Here is a 23,817-nt window from a genome sequence, read left to right as displayed (position 1 = left end):
AAATATCAGCTTTTATATCTTATAATAAATATAAGGTGTAAAAGCTGATAGTTATTAATTTTATTTGTGTAAGGAGCTGAAAATGTATAGAGATTTATTTTTAGTAATTAAAAGTTATAGATTTAAATTTACTAATGTTGAAAAACTTATAGCTGATTATTTTTTAAAGAAAAAAGAACCATTAACTATTGATGAGCTAGCTAAAAAATTATTTATTTCACCAGCGTCTATTACAAGATTTTGCAAAAAACTAGGATTTAATAATTATAAAGAATTTATATATTTATATAAGGAAAAACTGAATTCAATAGAAATTGAATCAGCTACTTTTAATAATATACAACAAGGTTATTTAAATATACTAAAAGATGTTGATGAAAACTTTGATAGAGAAGTTTTGATTAATGTTTGTGAAGCAATTCATAAAAAGAAGATAATACATTTGTTTGGACTGGGATCAAGTGGTCTTGCAGCAGATGATTTTAAATTTAGATTTAGTAGAATAGGAAAATTTATTGAAGTTATAAAAGATTATAATTCTGTAAGAATGTTAATGCCTATTTTAAATAAAAGTAGTTTAATATTTATCCTTTCTTTAAGAGGAAAAAGCGAAGATGCTATTTTAGCAGCAAAAAATGCTAAAGCTAAGGGAGCTACAGTTATTTCAATAACATCAAATCATAAGTCAGAGCTTATCAAGTATTCAGACCATACCATATATACAGCTAAATTAGATAAAGTAGATGCTATGGGAAATATATCTGGACAAATTCCTTTAGTAATATCTATAGATTTAATATATTCTCTTTATGTGGATAAATATAAAAATGCAGTTAAAAAATGGTTTAATACAGAAAAAGCAATTAATAAAAGTAAATAAAGGAGTTTTATTATGAAATATAGATTTCCTGATAATTTTTTATGGGGTGCAGCAGCATCAGCACCTCAAACAGAGGGAGCAGCACTTATAGATGGAAAATCAAAAACTATATGGGATTATTGGTACGAAATAGAACCAGAAAGATTTCATAATGGAGTTGGGCCTAAGGATACATCAAATTTTTATTTTAATTATAAAGAAGATATAAAAAACATGAAAAATATAAATTTTAATTCTTTTAGAACATCTATATCTTGGGCAAGACTATTACCAGATGGAATTAATGTAAATGATAAAGCAGTAGAATTTTATAATAATGTTTTAGATGAAATGAATAAGAACAATATAAAACCTATAATGAATCTTTTCCATTTTGACATGCCTCTTATTATGCAAGAAAAAGGAGGATGGGAAAATAGGGAAGTTGTTGAAGGGTTTAAATATTATGCTAAAACAGCCTTTAGATTGTTTAAAGATAAAGTTAGTTTTTGGACTACTTTTAATGAACCTATAGTTCCAGTAGAATGTGGTTATTTAGCAGATTTTCATTATCCTTGTGTTAAAGATATGAAAAGAGCTGTAGAGGTTGCCTATAATACAATGCTTGCATCTAGTAAAGCTATAAAAGAGTTTAAGGATATGAAATGTGAAGGAAAGATTGGAGTAATATTAAATCTTACACCATCTTATCCAAGAAGTAATGATAAAGAAGATGTTAAAGCAGCAAATTTAGCAGATCTTTTGTTTAATAGGAGCTTTTTAGATCCATCAGTTTTAGGTGAGTATCCAAAAGAATTGTTAGATTTTATAAAAGAAAATAAATTAACTCCTTATTTTGAAGAAGAAGATTTAAATATAATAAAAGAAAATACAGTAGACTTTTTAGGAGTTAATTATTATCAACCTAGAAGAATAAAGAAAAAGGAATCAGAGATAAAAGATACTGATATTTTAATGCCAGAGAGTTTCTTTGATTATTATATATGGGCGGATAGAAAAATGAATCCTCATAGGGGATGGGAGATATACGAAAAAGGTATATACGATATTTCTATAAATATAAAAGAAAATTATAATAATATACCATGGTATGTAGCAGAAAATGGTATGGGTGTAGAAAATGAAAAGCGATTTATAGATGATAAAGGTATGGTTATTGATGATTATAGAATAGATTTTATAAAAGAACATTTAAAATGGCTTCACAAAGGAATAGAGGAAGGTTCTAATTGCTTTGGATATCATTTATGGACTTTTATGGATAACTGGTCTTGGCTTAATGCTTATAAAAATAGATATGGATTTTATAGAGTAGACTTAGAAAATAATTTAAATCGCTCTTTAAAGAAAAGTGGAGAATGGTTTAAAGAAGTATCTAAACAAAATGGTTTTAATTAGTTAGGTGGTGTAAGTATGAAAAAATATATGGCTTTTGATATAGGAGGATATAGTGTAAAGTACGCAGTTTTAGATGAAGCAGCAAAGATACTCGAAAAAGGTGATTTTAGAACCCCGAAAAGTTTGTTTGAATTATTAGATAGTATATCAAATGTTACTAAGAAATATGAAAATAGTTATGGGTTTGAAGGAATCGCTATAAGCTCTCCAGGTGCAGTAGATAACAAATTAGGAATTATAAAAGGATCTAGTGCAGTGCCATATATACATGGTCCTAATATAAGAGAGCTAATAGAAGAAAAAACAGGATATAAAGTTGGAATAGAAAATGATGCAAATTGTGCAGCTTTATCAGAAGTATGGAAGGGTGCTGCAAAAAACTATAACGATATAGCCTTTATTGTTTGTGGTACTGGTATTGGTGGAGCAATAATAAAAAATAGAAAACTACATCTAGGTAAAAACTTACATGGTGGAGAATTTGGCTATTTTATAATGGAAAAAGATTTTAAAAAGGGTGAATTCTTAAATTGGAGTGAAGTAGGGTCTATAAATGCTACCACTAAATATGTTGCTACTAAAAAGAATATAGATATAGAAAAAATAAATGGTAAAAAAGTTTTTGAATTAGCTGAAGAGGGAGATAAAGACTCTATAGAAGCTGTTGAGAGATATTATGAAACAATGGCTATAGGTATATTTAATTTGCAATATTTCTATGATCCAGAAGTTATAGTATTAGGTGGAGCAGTAACTCAAAGAGCTGATTTATTAGATAGAATAAATGAAAAGTTAGATATATTAATGGATAATATATCAATAGCTAAAATTCGTCCTATAATTAAGAAATGTGAATTTTTAAATGATTCGAATTTAGTAGGAGCTGTATATAATTTTATAAATACATTTGATGGTATGTAAAAATTAGCTTTATGGAGAAATAAAGCTTTGAAACCTACTATTTATAGTGAAGCTTATAATCCTTATAAAATATGGCAAAGAGGTGGTAGGATTGGAATATATAATAGGTGTAGATGCAGGGGGAACTAAAACAGAAGCAGTAGCATATGATTTTAAGGGAAAAGAATTAGAAACTGCTTATTCAGGTTTTGGTAATATGGTTATAGATAGAGATGTAGCCATAAAAAACATTTTAAAAGCTATAGATATGTGCATTAAAAATTTAAAGGAGCATACTTTAAAAGCTATATATTTAGGCGTGGCAGCAGTGGAAGTAGGAGAAAATAAAGACATTATTTTTAATGCTGTTTATGATAAATTTAAAACAAAGGTAAAAGTATATAATGATGGTGAATTAGCTTTATATTCTTTATTAAAAGGAAAAGAAGGAATTTTAACTATAGCAGGTACTGGATCTATTTGTTTTGGAATACTTGATAGTAAAAAAGTAGTAACCGGTGGCTGGGGACACATTTTAGGAGATGAAGGTAGCGGGTATTATATAGCTATTAAGGCTTTAAAAAAAATAATTGAAGAAGAAGAGAGTAATTTACCTAAAAGTGAATTTAGAAACCGTATATTAAATAAATTTAATATTACTGATATAAATGAATTTAAAGATTTAGTTTATAATTCTAGTAAAGACAAAGTAGCATCTATTATGCCTTTGATTTGTGAAATGGCAGAGGAAAATGAACAATATTCTAATAAAATTTTAAAGGAAGCAGGAAAAGATCTTGGAAGAACTACAGAATTTGCATGGAAAAAACTTGGATCACCTTCTAGTATAAGTATAGGGATAAAAGGTAGTGTAATTACTAAGGCTAGTATAGTAAAAAATGCTTTTAAAGATTACATAAATTCTAAGATAGAAAATGTAAATATTATAGAAGACGAAGTATCTTCCTGTAAAGGGGCGTATTATTTGTCATCAAAGTAATTCATATTTTTTATTTATCACTGTATAGCTTATATTTTAAAGAATTTAATATATATTATTTTAAAATACTTATAAATTTAATTATTTATAAGTATTTATTTTATTTATTTATTAATTTAAAGGCAAAAATATAGTATAATTATACTATGGCATATTAATAAATTATTTATAATATGTAATTTTTGAGCAAATTTTTGAAAGTTGTATTACCATAAAAATTCAATTGAAAAAATTTTGAGAATTATATATAATAATAGAATAAATAATTTAGTAATATATGGTTGAATGATTATGCAATATTTACTGGAAAAGGGGATGAAATTTAGAGATGAAGAAATTCAAAAGAGTCTTAGTTGCTAATAGAGGAGAAATTGCAATAAGAGTATTTAGAGCCTGTAATGAATTAGGTATAAGAACTGTTGCAATATATTCTGAAGAAGACAAATTTTCTCTATTTAGAACTAAAGCAGATGAGGCATATTTAATAGGAAAAAATAAAGGACCTATAGAAGCTTATTTAAACATTGATGAAATAATAAGTCTTGCGGTAAACAAAGGTGTAGATGCTATACATCCAGGCTATGGTTTTTTATCAGAAAACTCTGAGTTTGCAAGAAAATGTGTAGAAGCAGGATTAGAATTTATAGGACCAACTTCAGAAATGATGGATCAATTAGGGGATAAAATTAAATCTAAACTTATAGCTGAGAAAGTAAAAGTTCCTACTATACCAGGAGTACAAAAAGCTATAACTTCAGAAAAAGAAGCTTTAGAAATAGCAAACAAGTGCGGATATCCAGTAATGCTTAAAGCAGCAGCTGGTGGCGGCGGAAGAGGAATGAGAATAGTAAGAGAAGAAAAAGATTTAATATCTTCTTTTAATAGCGCTAAAAATGAAGCTAGAAAAGCTTTTGGAATTGATGATATATTTATAGAAAAATATTTAGAAAATCCAAAACACATAGAAGTTCAAATATTAGGAGATAAACATGGTGATATAGTTCACTTATATGAAAGAGATTGTTCTATACAAAGAAGACATCAAAAGGTAATAGAGTTTACACCATCTTTATATCTTTCAGAAGAAAAAAGAAAAGAAATATGTAAAGATGCTTTAAAGATAGCTAAAGCAGTTGATTATTGTAATGCAGGTACTTTAGAATTCCTTGTAGATACAAAAGGAGATCATTATTTTATAGAAATGAATCCTAGAATTCAAGTTGAGCATACTGTTTCAGAAATGGTTACAGGTATAGATATAGTACAAAGCCAAATTTTAATTGCAGAAGGATATAAATTAAATTCAGATGAAATTGGAATTAAATCTCAAGAAGATATAAAAACAAGAGGATATGCTATACAATGTAGAATAACTACAGAAGATCCATCTAATAATTTTGCACCAGATACAGGTAAGATAGAAGATTATAGAACAGGTTCTGGTTTTGGAATAAGATTAGATGGTGGAAATGGATTTACAGGGTCTGTAATAAGTCCTTATTATGATAGTTTATTAGTTAAAACTACAGCTTGGTCAAGGACTTTTGAAGATGCTATAAGAAAATCAAAAAGATCTATAAAAGAACTTAAAATATCTGGAATAAAAACTAATATAGGATTTTTGATTAATGTGTTAAACCATGAAACATTTGCAGAAGGTAAATGTGATACTAACTTTATAGAAAATAATCCTGAATTGTTTGATATAAAAGCAAGAAAAAATAGAGAATTAAAATTATTAAAATTCATAGGAGAAAAAGTAGTAAATGAAACTCATGGTATAAAAAAACAATTTGATGTTCCTAAAATTCCTATTATAGATGAAAGTATAAGTTTAGATGGTACTAAAAATATATTAGATGAAAAAGGAACAGAAGGATTAATAAAGTGGATTAAATCACAGAAAAAACTACTTTTAACAGATACAAGTATGAGAGATGCTCATCAATCTCTTATGGCAACAAGAATGAGAACTATAGATATGCTTAAAATAGCTAAAGCTCAATCAGCCCTTGGAAAAGACTTGTTTTCTATGGAAATGTGGGGAGGAGCAACATTTGATGTTGCCTATAGATTCTTAAAAGAATCTCCTTGGGATAGATTAAAAGAGCTTAGAAAATTAATTCCTAATGTATTATTCCAAATGCTTATAAGAGGATCTAATGGTGTTGGTTACAAAAACTATCCTGACAATGTTATAAGAAAATTCATAAAAGAATCAGCAGACTCTGGCATAGATGTATTTAGAATATTTGATTCTTTAAACTGGTTAAAAGGTATGGAAGTATCTATAGATGAAGTTTTAAATCAAGGTAAAGTAGCAGAAGCTTGTATGTGTTATACAGGAGATATATTAGATGAGAAAAAAGATAAATATAGCATAAAATATTATGTAGATTTAGCTAAAAATATAGAAAAAACAGGAGCACATATTTTAGGAATAAAAGATATGTCAGGACTTTTAAAACCCTATGCAGCAGAAAAGCTTATAAAAGCATTAAAAAATGAAATATCTATTCCAATACATCTTCATACACATGATACTACAGGTAATGGAGTAGCTACAGTGCTTATGGCAGCACATGCAGGTGTAGATATAGTAGATACTGCTTTTAATGGAATGTCAGGACTTACAAGTCAGCCAGCATTAAATTCAGTAGTTGCAGCTCTTTCTAATACTGAAAGAGACACAAAATTTGATTTAGATGAAATACAAAAACTCTCAAATTATTGGACAGCAGTAAGACCTGTGTATACTCAATTTGAATCAGGATTAAAATCTGGATCTACAGAAATATATAAATATGAAATACCAGGAGGGCAGTATTCAAATCTTAAACCACAAGTTGAAAGTTTTGGATTAGGACACAAATTTGATGAAGTTAAGGAAATGTATAAGAAAGTTAATCAAATGCTAGGAGATATAATAAAAGTTACTCCATCTTCTAAAGTAGTAGGAGATATGGCTATATTTATGGTGCAAAATGAATTAACACCAGAAAATATATATGAAAAAGGAAAGAATATGGCTTTCCCAGATTCAATAGTTTCATATTTTAAAGGAATGATGGGGCAACCTATAGGTGGTTTCCCAGAAAAACTACAAAAACTAGTTTTAAAAGGAGAAAAGCCTATAACTTGTAGACCAGGAGAACTTCTTCCTGAAGAAGATTTTGAAAAGATAAAAGAGCATTTAAAAGAAAAATATAAAATTGATCCTACAGAAAAGGATGCTATAAGTTATGCTTTATACCCAGGAGTATACGAAGGGTACTTAGATTTCTTAAAGGAATATGGAGATTTAAGTAAAATGGGAAGTGATATATTCTTCCATGGTTTATATGAAGGTGAAACTTGTGAAATTGAAATAGAAGAAGGTAAGACATTAATTATTCAATTATCACAAATAGGTAAAGTAGATAGCAAAGGTAATAGAACTATAGTTTTTGAGATAAATGGTAATAGAAGAGAGATTAAAATCAAAGACAAATCAAGTTTAATGGTTAGTAACAATACAGAAGATAATGTTAAGTTAGCAGATAGTTCTAATAAAAAGCATATAGGAGCTAGTATACCAGGAAGTGTTATAAAAGTTCTAGTTAATAAAGGAGACGAGATAAAAGAAGGCGACAGTCTACTAGTTATAGAAGCAATGAAAATGGAAACTAATGTAGTTTCAAGTTTAGATGGAGTTATTAAGAATATACTAGTAAAAGAAGGAGAACAAGTAGAATCCGGTCAACTTCTAATAGAATTAGAATAATAAAATAAAAAGCATATATGAGTGAAAGTTTTTATATCTTTTACTCATTGTATGCTTTTTTTATGTATTTAAATAAGATTTATAAATTTACTAACTTCAAAATAACTAGTTTATAAGTAATAGTTTTATGTTAATTGTATCTTTTTAATTTATGATAAAAAAAATGCACTGTTTACGAAAAAGTAAACGGTGCTTTTCACTATGGGAAGTTTATAATGGATTTTACTAGATTGTCTGTTTATAGGTATATTATATAGCAGTATAAATGATTTGTCAAAACATTAACAAGAAGAAATGTAAAAAAATGATAAAAAATATTAAGTTTTAAGGCTTTTTTCCCTATTAGTCTAAAAAAATTAATATAAATTATTGGTATATTTTCTTTAAATGAGATTTATTTGTTAATTATATAATTATGTTATTATAATTGTTTTTTTATTATATGGTATAATTATTATCACTATATGAAAATAATACATATATATGAAAAAAATTGTGAAAGGGGAAGTTAATATTTATGAAATTAGAGATAGGTAAGATATATAGCGGTTTTAAGCTTTTAAACCAAGAAGAAATCAAAGAAGTAAATTCAGTAGCACAAATATTTATTCACGAAAAAAGTGGAGCTAAGTTGCTATTTTTAGATAATAATGACGATAATAAAGTTTTTTCTATAAGCTTTAAAACTCCTCCAAAAGATAGTACAGGGGTAGCACATATATTAGAACACTCAGTACTTTGTGGTTCAAGAAAATTTCCAGTTAAAGAACCCTTTGTAGAACTTATAAAAGGCTCTTTAAATACTTTTTTAAATGCTATGACTTTTCCAGATAAGACTATGTATCCTATAGCAAGTAAGAATGATAAAGATTTTGTTAATCTTATGGATGTTTATTTGGATGCAGTTTTCTATCCTAATATATATAAATCACCTGAAATAATGATGCAGGAAGGATGGCATTATGAAATTGAGAATAAAGAAGATGATTTACAGTATAAAGGTGTAGTTTATAATGAAATGAAAGGAGCTTTTTCTTCACCAGATTCTATATTGTTTAGAAAAATACAAGAATCCTTGTATCCAGACAATTCTTATGGAGTAGAATCAGGAGGAGACCCAGATTCTATACCAGATCTTACTCAAGAAGCTTTTTTAAATTTTCATAAAAAATATTATCATCCTTCTAATAGTTACATATATTTGTATGGTAACATGGATATTTTAGATAAATTACAATTTATAAATGAAAATTATTTAGATGGATTTAATAAAATAGATGTAGATTCAAAAATAGATTTTCAAGAACCTTTTGACAATATGAAATACTTAGATTATGAATATCCAATATCAAACAGTGAAGAAGAAAAAGACAAAACATATTTAAGTTTAAATTATTCAGTAGGAAAATCTAAAGATACAGAATTATATTTAGCCTTAGAAATATTAGAATATTTATTATTAGAAACTTCTTCTTCTCCTTTAAAGAAAGCATTAATAGATTCTAAAATTGGAAAAGATGTTTTTGGAATGTATGATAATAGTGTTTTACAACCTACATTTAGTGTTATTGCTAAAAATTCTAATGAAGATAAAAAAGAAGAATTTAAAGATATAATATTAAAAACTTTAGAAAGATTAGTAGAAGAGGGAATAGATAAAAAGCTAATAGAATCTGCTATAAATATAAAAGAATTTAATTTAAGAGAAGCAGACTATCAAGGGTATCCAAAGGGTCTTATATATAATATAAAATGCATGGACAGTTGGCTTTATGGTGAGAATCCATATATGCATTTAGAGTATGAACATATATTAAAAAAAATAAAAGAATCTGTAGATAATAGATACTTTGAAAATTTAATAAAAAAATATTTAATCCAAAATAAACATTGTTCTATTGTTACTATAAAACCTAAAAAAGGATTAGAAGGAAAAAGAAAAGAGAAAATAAAAGAAAAATTAGCAAACTATAAAAATAGTTTATCAAATTCTGAGATAGAAAAATTAATAGAAAATACTAAAAAGCTACAAAAAAGACAGACTACAAAAGATTCAGAAGAAGATTTAAACAAAATACCTTTACTTTCTATTGATGATATAGATAAGAATTCAAAAAAATTAGCATTAGAAGAAAAGAGTATAGAAAAGATAAAAACATTACATCATAAGATTTTTACAAATAAAATATCTTATGTAAATTTATATTTTAATACTACCTGTGTACAGCAAGAAGATATACCATATATAGCATTGCTATCATCTATATTAGGAAGAGTTAGTACAGAAAAATACAACTATGATGAGCTTTCTAATGAGATTAATATAAATACTGGTGGAATAAAATATACTACTGAAACTTTTAGTGAAAAGGGTAATGCAGATAGATATAATCCTATGTTAGCTGTTAAAGCTAAATGCTTATCAACAAAATTAAATCATTTAATTGAATTAATAGGTGAAGTAATATGTAATAGTAAATTTACAGAAAAAGATAAGATAAGAGAAGTTATACAGGAATTAAAATCTAGATTAGAAATGGTAATGCTAGATAGAGGTCACAGCGTTGCTGTTAAAAGATTATTCTCATATTTTTCTGATTCAGGAAAATATGAAGAAATGTTATCAGGTATAGGTTTTTACAAATTTATATGCGATATAGATAAAAATTTTGATAGTCAGTTTGAAAATATAAGATATGTATTAGCAGATATATATAATAAAATATTTAACAAAAATAATCTACTTATTAGTATAACTTGTGAAGATAGTGAGTATAGTGGATTTGAAAAAGAAATTAAACCATTAATAGATAGACTAAATGAAGAAAATTTAAAATACAATAAATATAAATTTAAGTTTAATAAAAATGAAGGTTTTACTACATCCTCAAAGGTTCAATATGTAGCTAAAGGATATAATTTTATAAAATTAGGTTATGAATATAGTGGTTCACTACAGGTTCTTAGAAGTTTAATAAATTATGATTATTTATGGAATAAGATTAGAGTACAAGGAGGAGCCTATGGAAGTTTTAGTGGATTTATAAGAAATGGAAATATGTTCTTTGCTTCATATAGAGATCCAAACTTAAAAGAAACATTAGATGCATACGATGGTATTTCTACACATTTAAAAGATGTCAATGTAAATGATAGAGAAATGACTAAGTATATAATAGGAACTATATCTGATGTTGATATGCCTTTAACTCCATCTCAAGAAGGACAAAAGGCAACAGAAAATTATATGAGAAAAGTGTCTTATGAAGATATTCAAAATGAAAGAAGAGCTATTTTAAGTACAAATAAAAATACTTTAAAAGCTTTTACACCAATGCTTAAAGATACTATGAAAGATGGATATATATGTGTACTTGGAAATGAAGATAAAATAGAAGATAACAAAGATCAGTTTGACTATATAGTTAACTTATTTGATTAACATATAGTTATATAAGATAGACTTAAATTAAAGGTATTAGGTGACTTAACAAAGAAATTCACCTAATACCTTATTATTAGTAAAATATAAGTTTTAATTAAATTATTAGTTTACAAATAAGTAATTTTAATGTACAGAAAGTTATCCCTTTTTTTTCTAAACTTCTTCTATAAATTTTTCATACCATATGATGAAAGTAATTAATACCCATAGTTTTCTGCTATAATCAATTTTACCGTTTTTATGTTTATTAAGTAATTCTATTACTTTTTCTTTATTAATATATTCATCTGCTTTACTATTTTTTATTATATTTAAAGCCCAATCATACATTTCTTTTTTTAACCATTTACGTATAGGAACAGGATAACCTAATTTTTTTCTTGATACAGTATCTTCAGGCAATATGTCTTTAAAACTTTCCCTTAAAAGATATTTTGTTGTTTTTTCATTTATTTTTTCATCTAAAGTAAGAGTAGAAGCTACTTTAAATACTTCTTTATCTAAAAAGGGAACTCTAAGTTCTAAGCTATTTGCCATAGACATTCTATCTGATTTAACAAGAATATCACCTTTTAACCATGTATTAATATCTATGTATTGCATTTTTGTTACATCATTATAATTTTTGCATTTATCATATAATGGTTTTGTAACTAAATCATAGGTATAATTTTTATTATAAGATTTTAAATAAGGTTTTTTTTCATGGTCTTTAAATATTTTTGCATTTCCTAAATAACGCTTCTCAATAGGAGTAGTACCTCTTTCTAGAAAACTCTTACCTTTCATTCCTTCAGGAAATATAGTGGATATATATTTTAAAATTTTACATAAAGGTGTAGGAAGGTGTTTAAAAAGTTTTAGGGAATTAGGTTCTCTATAAATATTATATCCTCCAAAGAGCTCGTCAGAACCTTCTCCAGATAACATAACTGTTACATGTTTTCTTGCTTCTTTACAAATATAATATATAGGAATTACAGAAGGATCAGCTACAGGCCCATCTAAATGCCAGATAACTTTTGGAACGGCTTCCATATACTCTTCAGGCGAGATTGTAATATTTATATTTTCTACCCCAAGATTTTCAGCAGTTTTTTTAGCAAGTTCAATTTCGCTATAACCTTCATCTTTAAATCCTATAGTAAATGTTTTTATATTAGGATTTATTTTGGCTGATAGAGCTGTTATTATTGTAGAATCTATACCACCAGATAAGAAACATCCTACAGGAACATCACTTCTCATATGTAATTTAACAGACTCCTCTAAAGCTTTTTTTATGTCTTTAATTTTTTCAGCTTGAGGTTTTAAGATAGGGTCAAATTTACAAGTCCAGTAAGCTTCAAATTTAGTTTTTTGGTTAATTTTTTTTTCTAATATATGTCCCGGTTTTAAAAGTTTTATATTTTCAAACATGGTATTATGTTCTGGAACAAATTGAAATGTTAAATAATCATGTAATGATTTGCTATTTATTTCTTTTTTGTATATTTCTTTATTTTTAGTGAAACTTTTTAATTCTGATCCAAAGTATAGGCCCCTAGAAGATTCTGAGTAGTAAAATGGTTTAATTCCAAAAGGATCTCTTGCTCCAATTATTTTATTATTTATTTTATCCCATATTACAAAAGAAAACATACCTCTTAGCTTTGATACAAAACTTTTACCATAATGTTTGTAATAGGCTAAAATGACTTCTCCTTCTGCATCAGTAGAAAAGGTTATATTTTTATCTTTAATTATTTGTTCTCTAAGTTCTATGTAATTATAAATTTCACCATTAAATATTAGTTTGTAATTATTATTGTCATAACTGAAAGGTTGTTTACCTGAATCTAATGCTATTATGCTAAGTCTTCTAAAGCATAAAATTATATTGTCATCTATATATTCACCACATTCATCAGGACCTCTGTGGTTTATGATAGAGCTCATATTAGTTAAGTTATTTTTATTTTCAGAGTTAATATTAGTATTACTTAAAAATCCTATAAATCCACACAAATTGGAATACCCCCTTAAATTTATATATTTATAGTACGTTACTAACATATAAGAGGTAAGGTAAAGTTGTATTGAAAAAGTAAAAAAAGAACTATATACTAGTTCTTTTTTTACATGTAAAGTTATTTAATTTATAATCTGTATAATTATTGTATTTTTAAGTGATTATATTTTATGCAGCTTTTTGTTCGTTACTTTTAGAACTTATTTTATTTGATTTACTTAAGAAGAATCCAAAAATTATTAAAGCAGCAGCTATACCAATTGGATATCCTATTGATGTACTAAGCTTAAATCCTTCTGGTGCAACTAAAATATAAGTTACTGAAACAGCTGTCATAAATGTAGCTGGTATACTTGCCATTAAGTGTGATTGATGTTTATAGCAAAGATAAACAGCAGCAGTCCATAGTACTATAGTAGCTAAAGATTGATTAGACCAAGCGAAATATCTCCATATTACATCAAAATTAATTTTAGTTAGTACAAATCCTATTAAGAATAAAGGAACGCTTATAGCTAGTCTATTTTTTATAGGTCCTTGCTCATATTTTAAAAGATCTGCAACTATAAGTCTAGAACTTCTAAAGGCAGTATCACCAGATGTTATAGGGCAAGCTACAACTCCAAGTATGGCCATTATTCCTCCTACTTTTCCAAGTAGAGAATTAGAAATTTCATTAACTACCCATGCTTGTCCACCATGAGCTGCCATTTGAGTACCAAGTTCTGCTGTTCCTCCAAAGAAAGTCATTGCAGCAGCAGCCCATATTAATGCTAATATACCTTCAGCTATCATAGCTCCATAGAAAATTTGTCTTCCTTGTTTTTCGTTAGTTATACATCTAGCCATTAAAGGAGATTGAGTTGAGTGAAAACCAGATATAGCACCGCAGGCTATAGTTACAAACATTAATGGCCATATAGGTAATTTTTTAGGATGCAAGTTTGTAAGAGCTACTTCTGGAATATGATAGCCATTAACGATTAAACTTGTACCTACACCTATAGCCATAACAAGTAAACAAATACCAAATAGAGGATAAATTTTACCAATTAGTTTATCTATTGGAAGCATAGTTGCAATTAGATAGTAAGCAAATATTGCGTATATCCATACAACTTTATTTGTTCCAGTTAAAGTGTTTAATAAACCAGCAGGTCCCATTATGAAAACTACACCTGTAAGAATTAAAAGTAGTACAGAAAAGGCTCTCATAAATTGTTTGAATCCGTTTCCAAGATATTTACCAACTACTTCAGGGATACTAGCACCATCGTGTCTTACTGAAAGCATTCCTGAAAAGTAATCGTGTACACCGCCGGCAAATATTGAACCAAATACAATCCATATAAATGCTACAGGTCCCCATAAAGCACCAGCTATAGCACCAAATATAGGGCCTAATCCAGCTATGTTTAAAAATTGAATCATAAATATTTTCCAAGCAGGTAATGCTACAAAATCAACTCCATCTTCTAATCTTACTGCAGGAGTTTCTTTTGTTTCATCTGCTCCGAATACGTTTTCTACTATTTTACCATAAACAAAATAGCCAATTACTAAAGCTATTAATGAAATAAAAAATGATATCATGTTAAAATACCTCCCTAGCAAATTTTGTTAAATCGATTACATGTGCGATAACACATAAATAAAATATTATTAGTTCAGCTTTATAATATTACATATTTATATTTTAATTAATAGAATTCTAATGAAATGTACAAAAATATCATTAATGTGTAAAAAAAATAAGTTGTTTGACAAATAACAGTAGTTAAATGTATTTTTATTGTGTATTTTGTTGTATAATCTATTAATGTAATAAAAGTTATTTATATAAATTATGTTAGGTTAGGGAGAGGTTTATGCTATATATCCAATTATTAGAAAGTATGTCGCTTATAGGCTTATCAGCTTATTTATATAGCCAAACTAAAACATTTAAAAATCTAATAAAATATAAGTTTGATAAAAAAAATAAAATTATAATGATAGTATTTTTTAGTTTATTGTCTATTATTGGTACTTATACAGGAGTAGATGTGCAAAGTTCTGCATTAGCTAATACTAGACCTATAGGAAGTATAGTTGCAGGATATATAGGAGGACCTGTTATAGGAGTAATTGTAGGGGCTATAGCTGGAACTCATAGATATCTTATGGGAGGATATACTGCAGTAGCTTGTGCTGTATCTACTATAGGAGAAGGATTTATAGGTGGTATTTTTGGATTGAAACACAAAAATAATGATTTTAGCATTATTAGAGGTATTATAGCAGGAGTTGTTGCAGAGCTATTTCAAATGATTATAATACTTGGGTTATCTACCCCATATAAAGATGCTTTAAGATTAGAACAAATTATAGCGTTACCTATGATTATTATTAATTCTATTGGAGTAGGTATATTTATAAATATAATAAAAAATACTAAAAAACAATATGAATTAAATGAATTAGCTAAAGAAGCATCAAAAGCTGAAATAAAAGCTTTAAGAGCTCAAATCCACCCTCACTTCTTATTTAACGCATTAAATACTATAGCTTCTTTTTGTAGAATTAATCCATCAAAAGCTAGAGAACTTATATTGAATCTTTCAAATTATTTCAGACAGACATTAAATAGGCAAGAAGATTTTATAGGATTAAAAGATGAAATAGAATTTTTGAAATCATATTTAGCTATAGAAAAGGCAAGATTTGAAGAGAGACTAAGAATACATATAGACATAGAAGATAATATGATGAATATAAAAATGCCTGTTTTTATATTACAACCTTTAATAGAGAATTCTATAAAACATGGAATATTAGAAAAAGAATCTGGTGGAGATGTTTTTATACGTGTGTTAGATAGGAAAGAAAAGGTTTTATTTGAAGTAGAGGACAATGGAGTAGGTATGACTAAAGAAAGATTGATGTTTGTTTTGAAAAATTGGCCAGGAATAGGGTTATCAAATGTTAATAAAAGGCTAAAACTATTATATGGAGAAGAATGTGAATTTCAAATAAGTAGCAGAGTAAATAAAGGTACTATTATAAAATTCACTATACCTAAGGAGGTGTTTTAATGGATAAAATAGGTGTTATTATAGCAGAAGATGAAAAGCCAGCTGTGGAAGAACTTAAATTTATATTGTCTAGATATGATTTCATAAATATAATTGATACAGCAAATAATGGGAAAAAAGCTTATGATATGACAATAGAGTATGATCCACAGGTAGTTTTTTTAGATATAAATATGCCTTTAGAAAATGGATTGGATGTTTCAAGAAAAATAAAAAAATATAATAAAGATATAGAAATAATATTTATAACTGCATATGAAGAATATGCTGTTAATGCTTTTGAAGTAGAAGCTTTAGATTATATTCTTAAGCCCTTTGATGATAAAAGAATAGATATGACTATAAATAGATTAAAAGAAAAAATAGAAAGTAAAAATCAATCTATAGAAAAAGTACCAGAAGTTTTAAATGAAATATTGTATAAATTAGAAAAAGAGAAAGAAGCCTTTAAAAAAATACCCTGTGAACATAATGGAAAAATAATATTAATAGATACAAATGATATATTTTATTGTTATACAATGGGGGATAAAACTTATGTTAAGACTAATTGTGAAGAATATATTACTCATAATACTTTAAAGGAAATAGAAAGTAAGACTGATTTTTTTAGAACTCATAGAAGTTATATAGTTAATATTGATAATATAATGGAATTATATTCATGGTTTAATGGGACTTATAAGATAATAATGAAAAATAATGAAAGATCAGAAATACCTATAAGTAGGAATAATGTAAAAAAGATAAAGAAAGTTCTTCATATATAATTTTGAAGCAATTTAAGGGGAAGAGAAATATTTTAAATTTTAATATTTATGCTACTAATATATATAAGTAGGTAGGTTTACAATTTTTATTATAAAAAAGTAATGTGAATTTAGATTTTGTATAATGAAAATACTATTAATATTATAGAAATTAATAATATTAATAGTATTTTTATATGCTTTAAAAAATAATTTTTTACATATATTCTTCCCATTTTGAATAAGATTCTTCTAATAAATTTTGTTTTTCTAATATTTCTTTATTTATTTTTTCACTTTTATCAGGATTTGAATATACTTCTTCTAAGCAAAGCTGCTGTTGTAAACTTTCTATATCACTTTCTAAATTTTCTATATCACTTTCTAAATTTTTGATTTTTAATTTTTTTTCTTTTTCTTGTTTTTTTAGTTCTCTTTTCTTTTTCTTTTCATGCTGAATTTGAGTTTTAGTTTTTCTACAAGAAGAGTCATCTTCTATTGTTTCACATTCAAATCTATTAGGATTATTTTTTTTATGAATGTAGTAATCGTAATTACCTAAAAATTGATTTATACCATCTATATTTAATTCATATATTTTATTTATAACTTTATTTAAAAAATATCTATCATGAGATATTACAAGTACTGTACCGTTATAGTTTAATATAGCAGATTCAAGAGCTTCACGAGACATAATATCTAAATGATTAGTAGGTTCATCTAATAATAGAAAATTAGATTTTGATAACATAAGTTTTAGTAGATTTATTTTACATTTTTCTCCACCGCTTAAAGAGTGTATTTTTTTAAATACATCATCTCCAGTGAAAAGAAAAGCTGCTAGAGCATTTCTGATTTCTGTTGTAGTCATTTTAGGGAAAGAATCCCATACTTCGTCTATAATAGTTTTATTTTCATCTAAGTCAGATTGTTCTTGGTCATAATACCCTATAAATACATTTTTACCAACAACTTTTATTCCAGAGTCTTTAGGTAAATTATCCATAATTATCTTAAAAAGAGTTGTTTTACCTCTACCGTTTTCACCGATTAAAGCGATTTTTTCACTTCTTTTAATATCAATATCTATATTTTCAAATAATAATTTTTCTCCATATCTTTTAGAAAGATTTTCTATATGCAGTACATCATTTCCGCTTCTAATTTGAGTTTCGAATTTAAGATTTACAGAGTCTGGTTCTTTATCTGGAGAATCTAGTTTTTCCATTTTATCTAAACTCTTTTGTCTGCTTTCAGCAGCTTTTACACTTTTTTCTCTATTAAAAGATTTATATTTTTCAATTATTTTTTCTTGTCTTTTAATTTCTGCTTGTTGAATATTATAAGCTTTTAATTCAGCTTCATATTCTTTTTTTCTAAGTTCTATGAATTTAGAATAGTTTCCATTATAAGTATGCAAATGCTTATTTATAATCTCAAAAGTTGTATTTGTAGTTTTATCAAGGAAATATCTATCGTGAGATATTACTAATACAGTTCCTCTATAGGCAGTTATATATTCTTCAAGCCAACTTATAGCATCTAAGTCTAGATGATTGGTAGGTTCATCTAAAAGTAGCACATCAGGATTTCTTAATAGTAGTTTACATAAAGCAACTCTAGTTTTTTGACCACCACTTAGTATACTTATTTTTTTATCAAAATCTTTTTCTGAAAAGCCAAGACCTGTTAAAACACGATTTATTTCTCCTTTATAAGTATAACCACCTCTATTTACATATAAATCTGTATATGTTGTATAATCTTTTATTATTTTTTCATGATAATCTTTTTTAGATTCATCATAAGGTTCATTCATTAAATTTTCTAGTTCAGATATTTTATTTTCAAGCTTAATTAATTTATTAAATACTGTTAAAGTTTCTTCATATATAGAATTATTAGAGTCTAAAGATAAATGCTGAGCTAGATATCCTACAGTTTTACTTTTGTCTAGAAAAATTTCACCACTATCTTGAGTCATATTATTTGTTAATATTTTAAATAGAGTGGATTTACCAGCTCCATTTGGACCTATAAGACCAACTTTATCTCCTTCATTTATATTAAAACTTATTTTATCTAAAATTAAATCAATACCAAACATTTTAGTTAAATTTTTACAGCTTAATATTATCATCAGTTTCACCTTCCTTAACAAATATTATTTTACTATGGAATAGAAGTATTGTGTAGTATTAAACTTTTATATTTGATTTTTTTGATATAAATAATATAATATATAAGTAAGGTATTTTGAAGTATTAATGTATAATTATAAAATATATGGTACAATATATATAAGAGAAACTGTAAAGGATGATATTAAGGGGTGTAGTAATGGAAAAGAAAAAGAATATTTCAATGGCAGTTATCAGAAGGTTACCTAAATATCATAGATATTTACAAGAGCTTTTAAACAATGATGTGGATAGAATATCATCAAAAGAGCTTAGTGAAAAAATTGGTTTTACAGCATCACAAATAAGACAAGATTTAAATTGCTTTGGCGATTTTGGCCAACAAGGATACGGATATAATGTTAGCGAATTATATCGTCAAATAAGTAATATATTAGGATTGTCAGATTCATATAATATTGTGATAATTGGAGCAGGTAACATAGGACAGGCGTTAGCTAACTATACTAGATTTGAAAAGTTAGGATTTAATTTAAAGGCTTTATTTGATGCAAATCCTAAACTTACAGGACTTAAGATAAGAGAAATAGAGATACATGATATTGATTATTTATCAGAATACCTACAAGAAAATTCTATAGACATAGGAATAATAAGTGTTCCTAGTACAAATGCACAAAAAGTATGTGACATTTTTGTTAAAAATGGAGTAAAAGGTATTTGGAACTTTGCACCAGTTGATTTATCGGTACCGGATAACGTTGTAGTGGAAAACGTACACTTAAGCGATAGTTTATTAACATTAACTTGTTTAATAAATAAAAACTAAAAAGTATATCTTAGTTCTTTATCGTTATAGTATTAACAATTGAAAAAACTTAAAAAAACTCTCTTTAATAATTTAAAGGGAGTTTTTTGCATATTACTATGGAATATTTTAAAATATTATGAAATATATCTAGAAAATACAAAATATAAATAATTTTTAAAAAATTTTTCGTATTTTGTGTTATAATTTAATTGTTATAAAATTATTTTATTCACGGGGGAATAAGGGTATGTACAAAATTTTAGAAAAACAAGAAGTCGCTCCTAACATATATCTTATGAAGATAGAAGCTGTTAGAGTAGCAAAAGCTGCAAAACCAGGACAATTTATAATTGTAAAAATGGATGAAAAAGGAGAAAGAATACCGCTAACTATTTGTGACTATGACAAAGAAGAAGGATCAGTTACTATAGTATTCCAAACATTAGGTGCATCTACAAATAAGATGGCTACATATAATGTTGGAGATTATTTTGCGGATTTTGTTGGACCACTAGGACAACCTTCTGAATTTGTTCATGAAGATCTTGAAGAATTAAAGAAGAAAAAAATTATTTTCATCGCAGGAGGAGTTGGTACTGCACCAGTTTATCCTCAAGTAAAATGGTTAGATGAGCATGGTATAAAAGCCGATGTAATTATAGGATGTAAGTCTAAAGAAAACTTAATATTAGAAGATGAAATGAAAAAAGTATCCGGTAATGTATATGTTGCAACTGATGATGGATCATATGGATACAAAGGTTTAGTAACAAATTTATTAGAAGATTTAATACAAAAAGAAAATAAGAAATATGATGAAGTTATCTCTATAGGACCTATGATCATGATGAAATTTGTAACTAAGCTTACAAAAAAATATGATATAAAAACAGTAGTTAGTTTAAATACATTAATGGTAGATGGTACAGGAATGTGTGGAGCATGCAGAGTTACTGTTGGTGGAGAAACTAAATTTGCTTGTGTTGATGGCCCAGAATTTGATGGACATTTAGTAGACTTTGATGAAGCTATGAGAAGACAAACAATGTATAAGACAGAAGAAGGTAAAAAAGCTTTAGAAGAGCAAGAAAGAAAAGAAGGACATGTATGTCATATTGGATTGGATGGTGATCATTAATGGATAGAATGAAAAGAATACCAATATCAGAACAAGCTCCTGATGTAAGAAATAAAAACTTTAAAGAAGTTTGTTTAGGTTATACAGAAGAAGAGGCTGTTAAAGAAGCTAGCAGATGTTTAAATTGTAAAAATCCTATGTGTGTAAGTAAATGTCCAGTATCTATAAACATACCTGGATTCATAAAACACGTAAAGGATGGAGAATTTGAAAAAGCAGCTCAAGTTATAGCAGAAGATAGTGCTCTTCCAGCTGTATGTGGTAGAGTATGTCCTCAAGAAAGCCAATGTGAAGGTAAATGTGTTCTTGGAATAAAAGGTGAGCCAGTAGCTATAGGAAAATTAGAAAGATTTGTAGCTGATTGGTCTAGAGAACATGATATAGATTTATCAAAAACTGAACCAAAGAAAAATAAAAAAGTAGCTGTAATCGGTAGTGGTCCTGCTGGACTTACTTGTGCTGGTGATTTAGCTAAAAAAGGATACGATGTAACTATCTTTGAAGCTTTACATGAGCCTGGTGGAGTTTTAGTTTATGGTATACCAGAATTTAGATTACCAAAAGATACAGTTGTAAAACATGAAATAGAAAATGTTAAAAAATTAGGCGTAAAGATAGAAACTAATGTAATTATAGGTAGAACAGTAACATTACAAGAATTAGTAGATGAAGAAAACTTTGAAGCTATTTTTGTAGGTTCAGGAGCTGGATTACCTAAATTTATGGGTATAGATGGAGAAAATTTAAATGGAGTTTTCTCAGCAAATGAATTTTTAACTAGAACAAACTTAATGAAAGCATTTAGAAGTGACTATGATACACCTATAAAAGTAGGAAAAAAAGTAGCTGTAGTAGGTGGAGGAAACGTTGCTATGGATGCTGCTAGAACTTCTAAAAGATTAGGTGCAGAAGTTTATGTAGTATATAGAAGATCAGAAGATGAACTTCCAGCAAGAAAAGAAGAAGTACATCATGCAAAAGAAGAAGAAATTAACTTTAAACTATTATGCAATCCAGTAGAAATAATTGGAGATGAAAATGGTTGGGTAAAAGGTATGAAATGTATTAAGATGGAACTTGGAGAACCAGATCAATCAGGAAGAAGAAGACCTATTCCTATTGAAGGTTCAGAATTTATATTAGATGTAGACAGTGTAATTATGTCTCTTGGAACTTCTCCAAATCCACTTATAGCTTCAACAACAGAAGGTTTAGAAGCTAATAAAAGAGGATGTATTATAGCTAAAGAAGAATCAGGGGTTACTACTAAAGAAGGAGTATTTGCAGGGGGAGATGCTGTAACAGGAGCAGCTACAGTTATATTAGCTATGGGTGCAGGTAAGAATGCAGCTAAATCAATCGACGAATACTTATCTAATAAATAGTTCTTTTGAATTAACAATAAATGTTACTTGACAATATTTAAAAAAAGGTTAAAATAAGTTAAAAGCTATACTAATTTTAGTGTAGCTTTTAATTTTTTTAATATAATGGGATGAGGATGAAATAATATGGATTTTGATAAAATTGAAAGTTTAAAGGATGGAATAATATTAAAAAATGTAAAAAACTTTGAGCTTGATCATATATTTGAATGCGGTCAGTGTTTTAGATGGTATAAAGAAGAATCAGGATCATATATAGGAGTAGCTAAAGGTAGGGTCATAGAGTTAGAAAAAAAAGATTGTGATGTTATAATATATAACACTACAGAAGATGATTTTCATAGTATTTGGCTTGAATATTTTGATTTAAATAGAGACTACAGTGATATAAAAAATTCTTTAAAAAAAGACCCAATACTAAAACAAGCAGTTCAGTATGGTGATGGTATAAGATTATTAAAGCAAGATCCATTTGAAATAATAATATCTTTTATAATATCAGCTAATAATAGAATTCCAATGATAAAAAGAGCAATAAAAACTATAAGTGAAAAATGGGGAGATAAAGTAGAGTATAAAGGGAAAGTATATTATACCTTTCCTACATTGGAGCAGCTTTCTAAAGCTACAATGGAAGATCTTCAAAACTGTAGCATTGGATTTAGAGCAAAGTACATAAAAGATACTGTAACAAAATTATATGACAATAATATAAAGAATGAAAATAGCTTTAAAGAAGAATATGATATAGATTGGATAACTAGTCAAGAAGATGATTTGTGTTATAAATCCCTTCAAACATTTAATGGGGTAGGCCCTAAAGTAGCAGATTGTATTATGCTATTTTCTATGGGTAAATATTCAGCGTTTCCTGTAGATGTATGGGTTAAAAGAGGAATGCAATATTTTTATTTAGCTCCAGATGTATCTTTAAAAAAGATAAGGGAATTTGGGAGAGAAAAATTTGAAAGTTTGTCTGGATTTGCTCAGCAATATCTGTTTTATTATGCTAGAGAGAATAAAATTGATGTTTTAAAATAGTATAGAAAGTTTTATAATTTGCTTTAAAAGCAAAGACATGTTAAAATTTTATCGAACATTTATAATATTAGAAATTGT

At 27.0% G+C, this 23,817-nt stretch carries 15 protein-coding genes; 12 read left to right on the top strand and 3 right to left on the bottom strand.

Annotated elements, in window-relative coordinates; translation table 11 throughout:
- Positions 1–82 precede the first annotated feature (82 nt).
- The 6 genes from ABDZ71_RS02100 (at position 83) to ABDZ71_RS02075 (ending at position 11,383) form a co-directional block, all read left to right on the top strand.
- Positions 83–880 carry a MurR/RpiR family transcriptional regulator gene (locus ABDZ71_RS02100; RefSeq protein WP_343758378.1) on the top strand — a complete coding sequence of 266 codons (798 nt, stop codon included), beginning with the start codon at positions 83–85 and terminating at the stop codon, positions 878–880.
- Positions 881–892: 12 nt separating this feature from the next.
- The gene (locus ABDZ71_RS02095) at positions 893–2,278 is read left to right on the top strand and encodes a glycoside hydrolase family 1 protein (protein WP_343758376.1); all 1,386 of its coding nucleotides are present in this window, start codon (positions 893–895) and stop codon (positions 2,276–2,278) included.
- Positions 2,279–2,293: 15 nt separating this feature from the next.
- Complete coding sequence (locus tag ABDZ71_RS02090) at positions 2,294–3,199, top strand: ROK family protein (protein ID WP_343758374.1); 906 nt, start codon at positions 2,294–2,296, stop codon at positions 3,197–3,199.
- An 82-nt stretch (positions 3,200–3,281) separates the two neighbouring features.
- Positions 3,282–4,178, top strand: coding sequence for a BadF/BadG/BcrA/BcrD ATPase family protein (locus ABDZ71_RS02085; RefSeq protein ID WP_425544681.1), 897 nt, complete (start codon positions 3,282–3,284; stop codon positions 4,176–4,178).
- Positions 4,179–4,506: 328 nt separating this feature from the next.
- Entirely contained in the window at positions 4,507–7,941 is a 3,435-nt protein-coding gene (locus tag ABDZ71_RS02080) for a pyruvate carboxylase (RefSeq protein WP_343758370.1), read from the top strand.
- A gap of 517 nt (positions 7,942–8,458) precedes the next feature.
- Positions 8,459–11,383, top strand: coding sequence for an insulinase family protein (locus tag ABDZ71_RS02075; RefSeq protein WP_343758368.1), 2,925 nt, complete (start codon positions 8,459–8,461; stop codon positions 11,381–11,383).
- Positions 11,384–11,539: 156 nt separating this feature from the next.
- Here ABDZ71_RS02075 and asnB read toward each other — a convergent pair whose 3' ends face one another.
- Together asnB and ABDZ71_RS02065 are read right to left on the bottom strand one after the other, a co-directional pair.
- A complete protein-coding gene (asnB, locus tag ABDZ71_RS02070; RefSeq protein ID WP_343758365.1) occupies positions 11,540–13,393 on the bottom strand; it encodes an asparagine synthase (glutamine-hydrolyzing) in 1,854 nt (617 codons plus the stop codon).
- A 172-nt stretch (positions 13,394–13,565) separates the two neighbouring features.
- Positions 13,566–14,990, bottom strand: a complete 1,425-nt coding sequence (locus ABDZ71_RS02065; RefSeq protein ID WP_343758362.1) for a carbon starvation CstA family protein — start codon at positions 14,988–14,990, stop codon at positions 13,566–13,568.
- A 302-nt stretch (positions 14,991–15,292) separates the two neighbouring features.
- On the opposite strand from ABDZ71_RS02065, the gene ABDZ71_RS02060 reads away from it, so the two are divergent.
- Together ABDZ71_RS02060 and ABDZ71_RS02055 are read left to right on the top strand one after the other, a co-directional pair.
- A complete protein-coding gene (locus tag ABDZ71_RS02060; protein ID WP_425544684.1) occupies positions 15,293–16,471 on the top strand; it encodes a LytS/YhcK type 5TM receptor domain-containing protein in 1,179 nt (392 codons plus the stop codon).
- On the top strand, positions 16,471–17,241 hold the full coding sequence (locus ABDZ71_RS02055; RefSeq protein WP_343758358.1) for a LytR/AlgR family response regulator transcription factor: 771 nt from the start codon (positions 16,471–16,473) through the stop codon (positions 17,239–17,241). Before ABDZ71_RS02060 ends, ABDZ71_RS02055 begins: the two co-directional genes overlap by 1 nt.
- A 196-nt stretch (positions 17,242–17,437) precedes the next feature.
- Here the strand turns inward: ABDZ71_RS02055 and abc-f are convergent, their stop codons facing one another.
- Positions 17,438–19,363 carry a ribosomal protection-like ABC-F family protein gene (abc-f, locus tag ABDZ71_RS02050; protein ID WP_343758356.1) on the bottom strand — a complete coding sequence of 642 codons (1,926 nt, stop codon included), beginning with the start codon at positions 19,361–19,363 and terminating at the stop codon, positions 17,438–17,440.
- A gap of 200 nt (positions 19,364–19,563) precedes the next feature.
- Here abc-f and ABDZ71_RS02045 point away from each other — a divergent pair, with 200 nt between their 5' ends.
- From ABDZ71_RS02045 to ABDZ71_RS02030, 4 genes are all read left to right on the top strand, one after another.
- Positions 19,564–20,193 (top strand): redox-sensing transcriptional repressor Rex, encoded by a 630-nt coding sequence (locus ABDZ71_RS02045; protein WP_343758354.1) that lies wholly within the window; start codon positions 19,564–19,566, stop codon positions 20,191–20,193.
- A gap of 229 nt (positions 20,194–20,422) precedes the next feature.
- Positions 20,423–21,313: a sulfide/dihydroorotate dehydrogenase-like FAD/NAD-binding protein gene (locus ABDZ71_RS02040; RefSeq protein WP_343758352.1), complete on the top strand. Its 891-nt coding sequence runs from the start codon at positions 20,423–20,425 to the stop codon at positions 21,311–21,313.
- Entirely contained in the window at positions 21,313–22,698 is a 1,386-nt protein-coding gene (gltA, locus tag ABDZ71_RS02035) for an NADPH-dependent glutamate synthase (RefSeq protein ID WP_343758350.1), read from the top strand. Before ABDZ71_RS02040 ends, gltA begins: the two co-directional genes overlap by 1 nt.
- Positions 22,699–22,824: 126 nt before the next feature.
- Entirely contained in the window at positions 22,825–23,739 is a 915-nt protein-coding gene (locus ABDZ71_RS02030) for a DNA-3-methyladenine glycosylase family protein (protein WP_343758347.1), read from the top strand.
- The last annotated feature ends 78 nt before the right edge of the window (positions 23,740–23,817 follow it).

The sequence above is a fragment of the Clostridium oceanicum genome (assembly GCF_039521385.1).
GTDB classification, from domain to species: Bacteria; Bacillota; Clostridia; order Clostridiales; family Clostridiaceae; genus Clostridium_F; species Clostridium_F oceanicum.
Note: the sequence above shows the minus strand (reverse complement) of the source record. Positions and strands in the feature narration are given on the sequence as shown.

Bases quoted from the DNA above. Each gene is read 5' to 3' on its own strand.
- ABDZ71_RS02090 (WP_343758374.1), top strand. From the start codon at position 2,294: ATGAAAAAATATATGGCTTTTGATATAGGAGGATATAGTGTAAAGTAC.
- ABDZ71_RS02075 (WP_343758368.1), top strand. From the start codon at position 8,459: ATGAAATTAGAGATAGGTAAGATATATAGCGGTTTTAAGCTTTTAAAC.
- ABDZ71_RS02055 (WP_343758358.1), top strand. From the start codon at position 16,471: ATGGATAAAATAGGTGTTATTATAGCAGAAGATGAAAAGCCAGCTGTG.
- ABDZ71_RS02080 (WP_343758370.1), top strand. From the start codon at position 4,507: ATGAAGAAATTCAAAAGAGTCTTAGTTGCTAATAGAGGAGAAATTGCA.
- ABDZ71_RS02045 (WP_343758354.1), top strand. From the start codon at position 19,564: ATGGAAAAGAAAAAGAATATTTCAATGGCAGTTATCAGAAGGTTACCT.
- abc-f (WP_343758356.1), bottom strand. From the start codon at position 19,363: ATGATAATATTAAGCTGTAAAAATTTAACTAAAATGTTTGGTATTGAT.
- ABDZ71_RS02095 (WP_343758376.1), top strand. From the start codon at position 893: ATGAAATATAGATTTCCTGATAATTTTTTATGGGGTGCAGCAGCATCA.
- ABDZ71_RS02030 (WP_343758347.1), top strand. From the start codon at position 22,825: ATGGATTTTGATAAAATTGAAAGTTTAAAGGATGGAATAATATTAAAA.
- ABDZ71_RS02100 (WP_343758378.1), top strand. From the start codon at position 83: ATGTATAGAGATTTATTTTTAGTAATTAAAAGTTATAGATTTAAATTT.
- ABDZ71_RS02060 (WP_425544684.1), top strand. From the start codon at position 15,293: ATGTCGCTTATAGGCTTATCAGCTTATTTATATAGCCAAACTAAAACA.
- gltA (WP_343758350.1), top strand. From the start codon at position 21,313: ATGGATAGAATGAAAAGAATACCAATATCAGAACAAGCTCCTGATGTA.
- ABDZ71_RS02040 (WP_343758352.1), top strand. From the start codon at position 20,423: ATGTACAAAATTTTAGAAAAACAAGAAGTCGCTCCTAACATATATCTT.
- ABDZ71_RS02065 (WP_343758362.1), bottom strand. From the start codon at position 14,990: ATGATATCATTTTTTATTTCATTAATAGCTTTAGTAATTGGCTATTTT.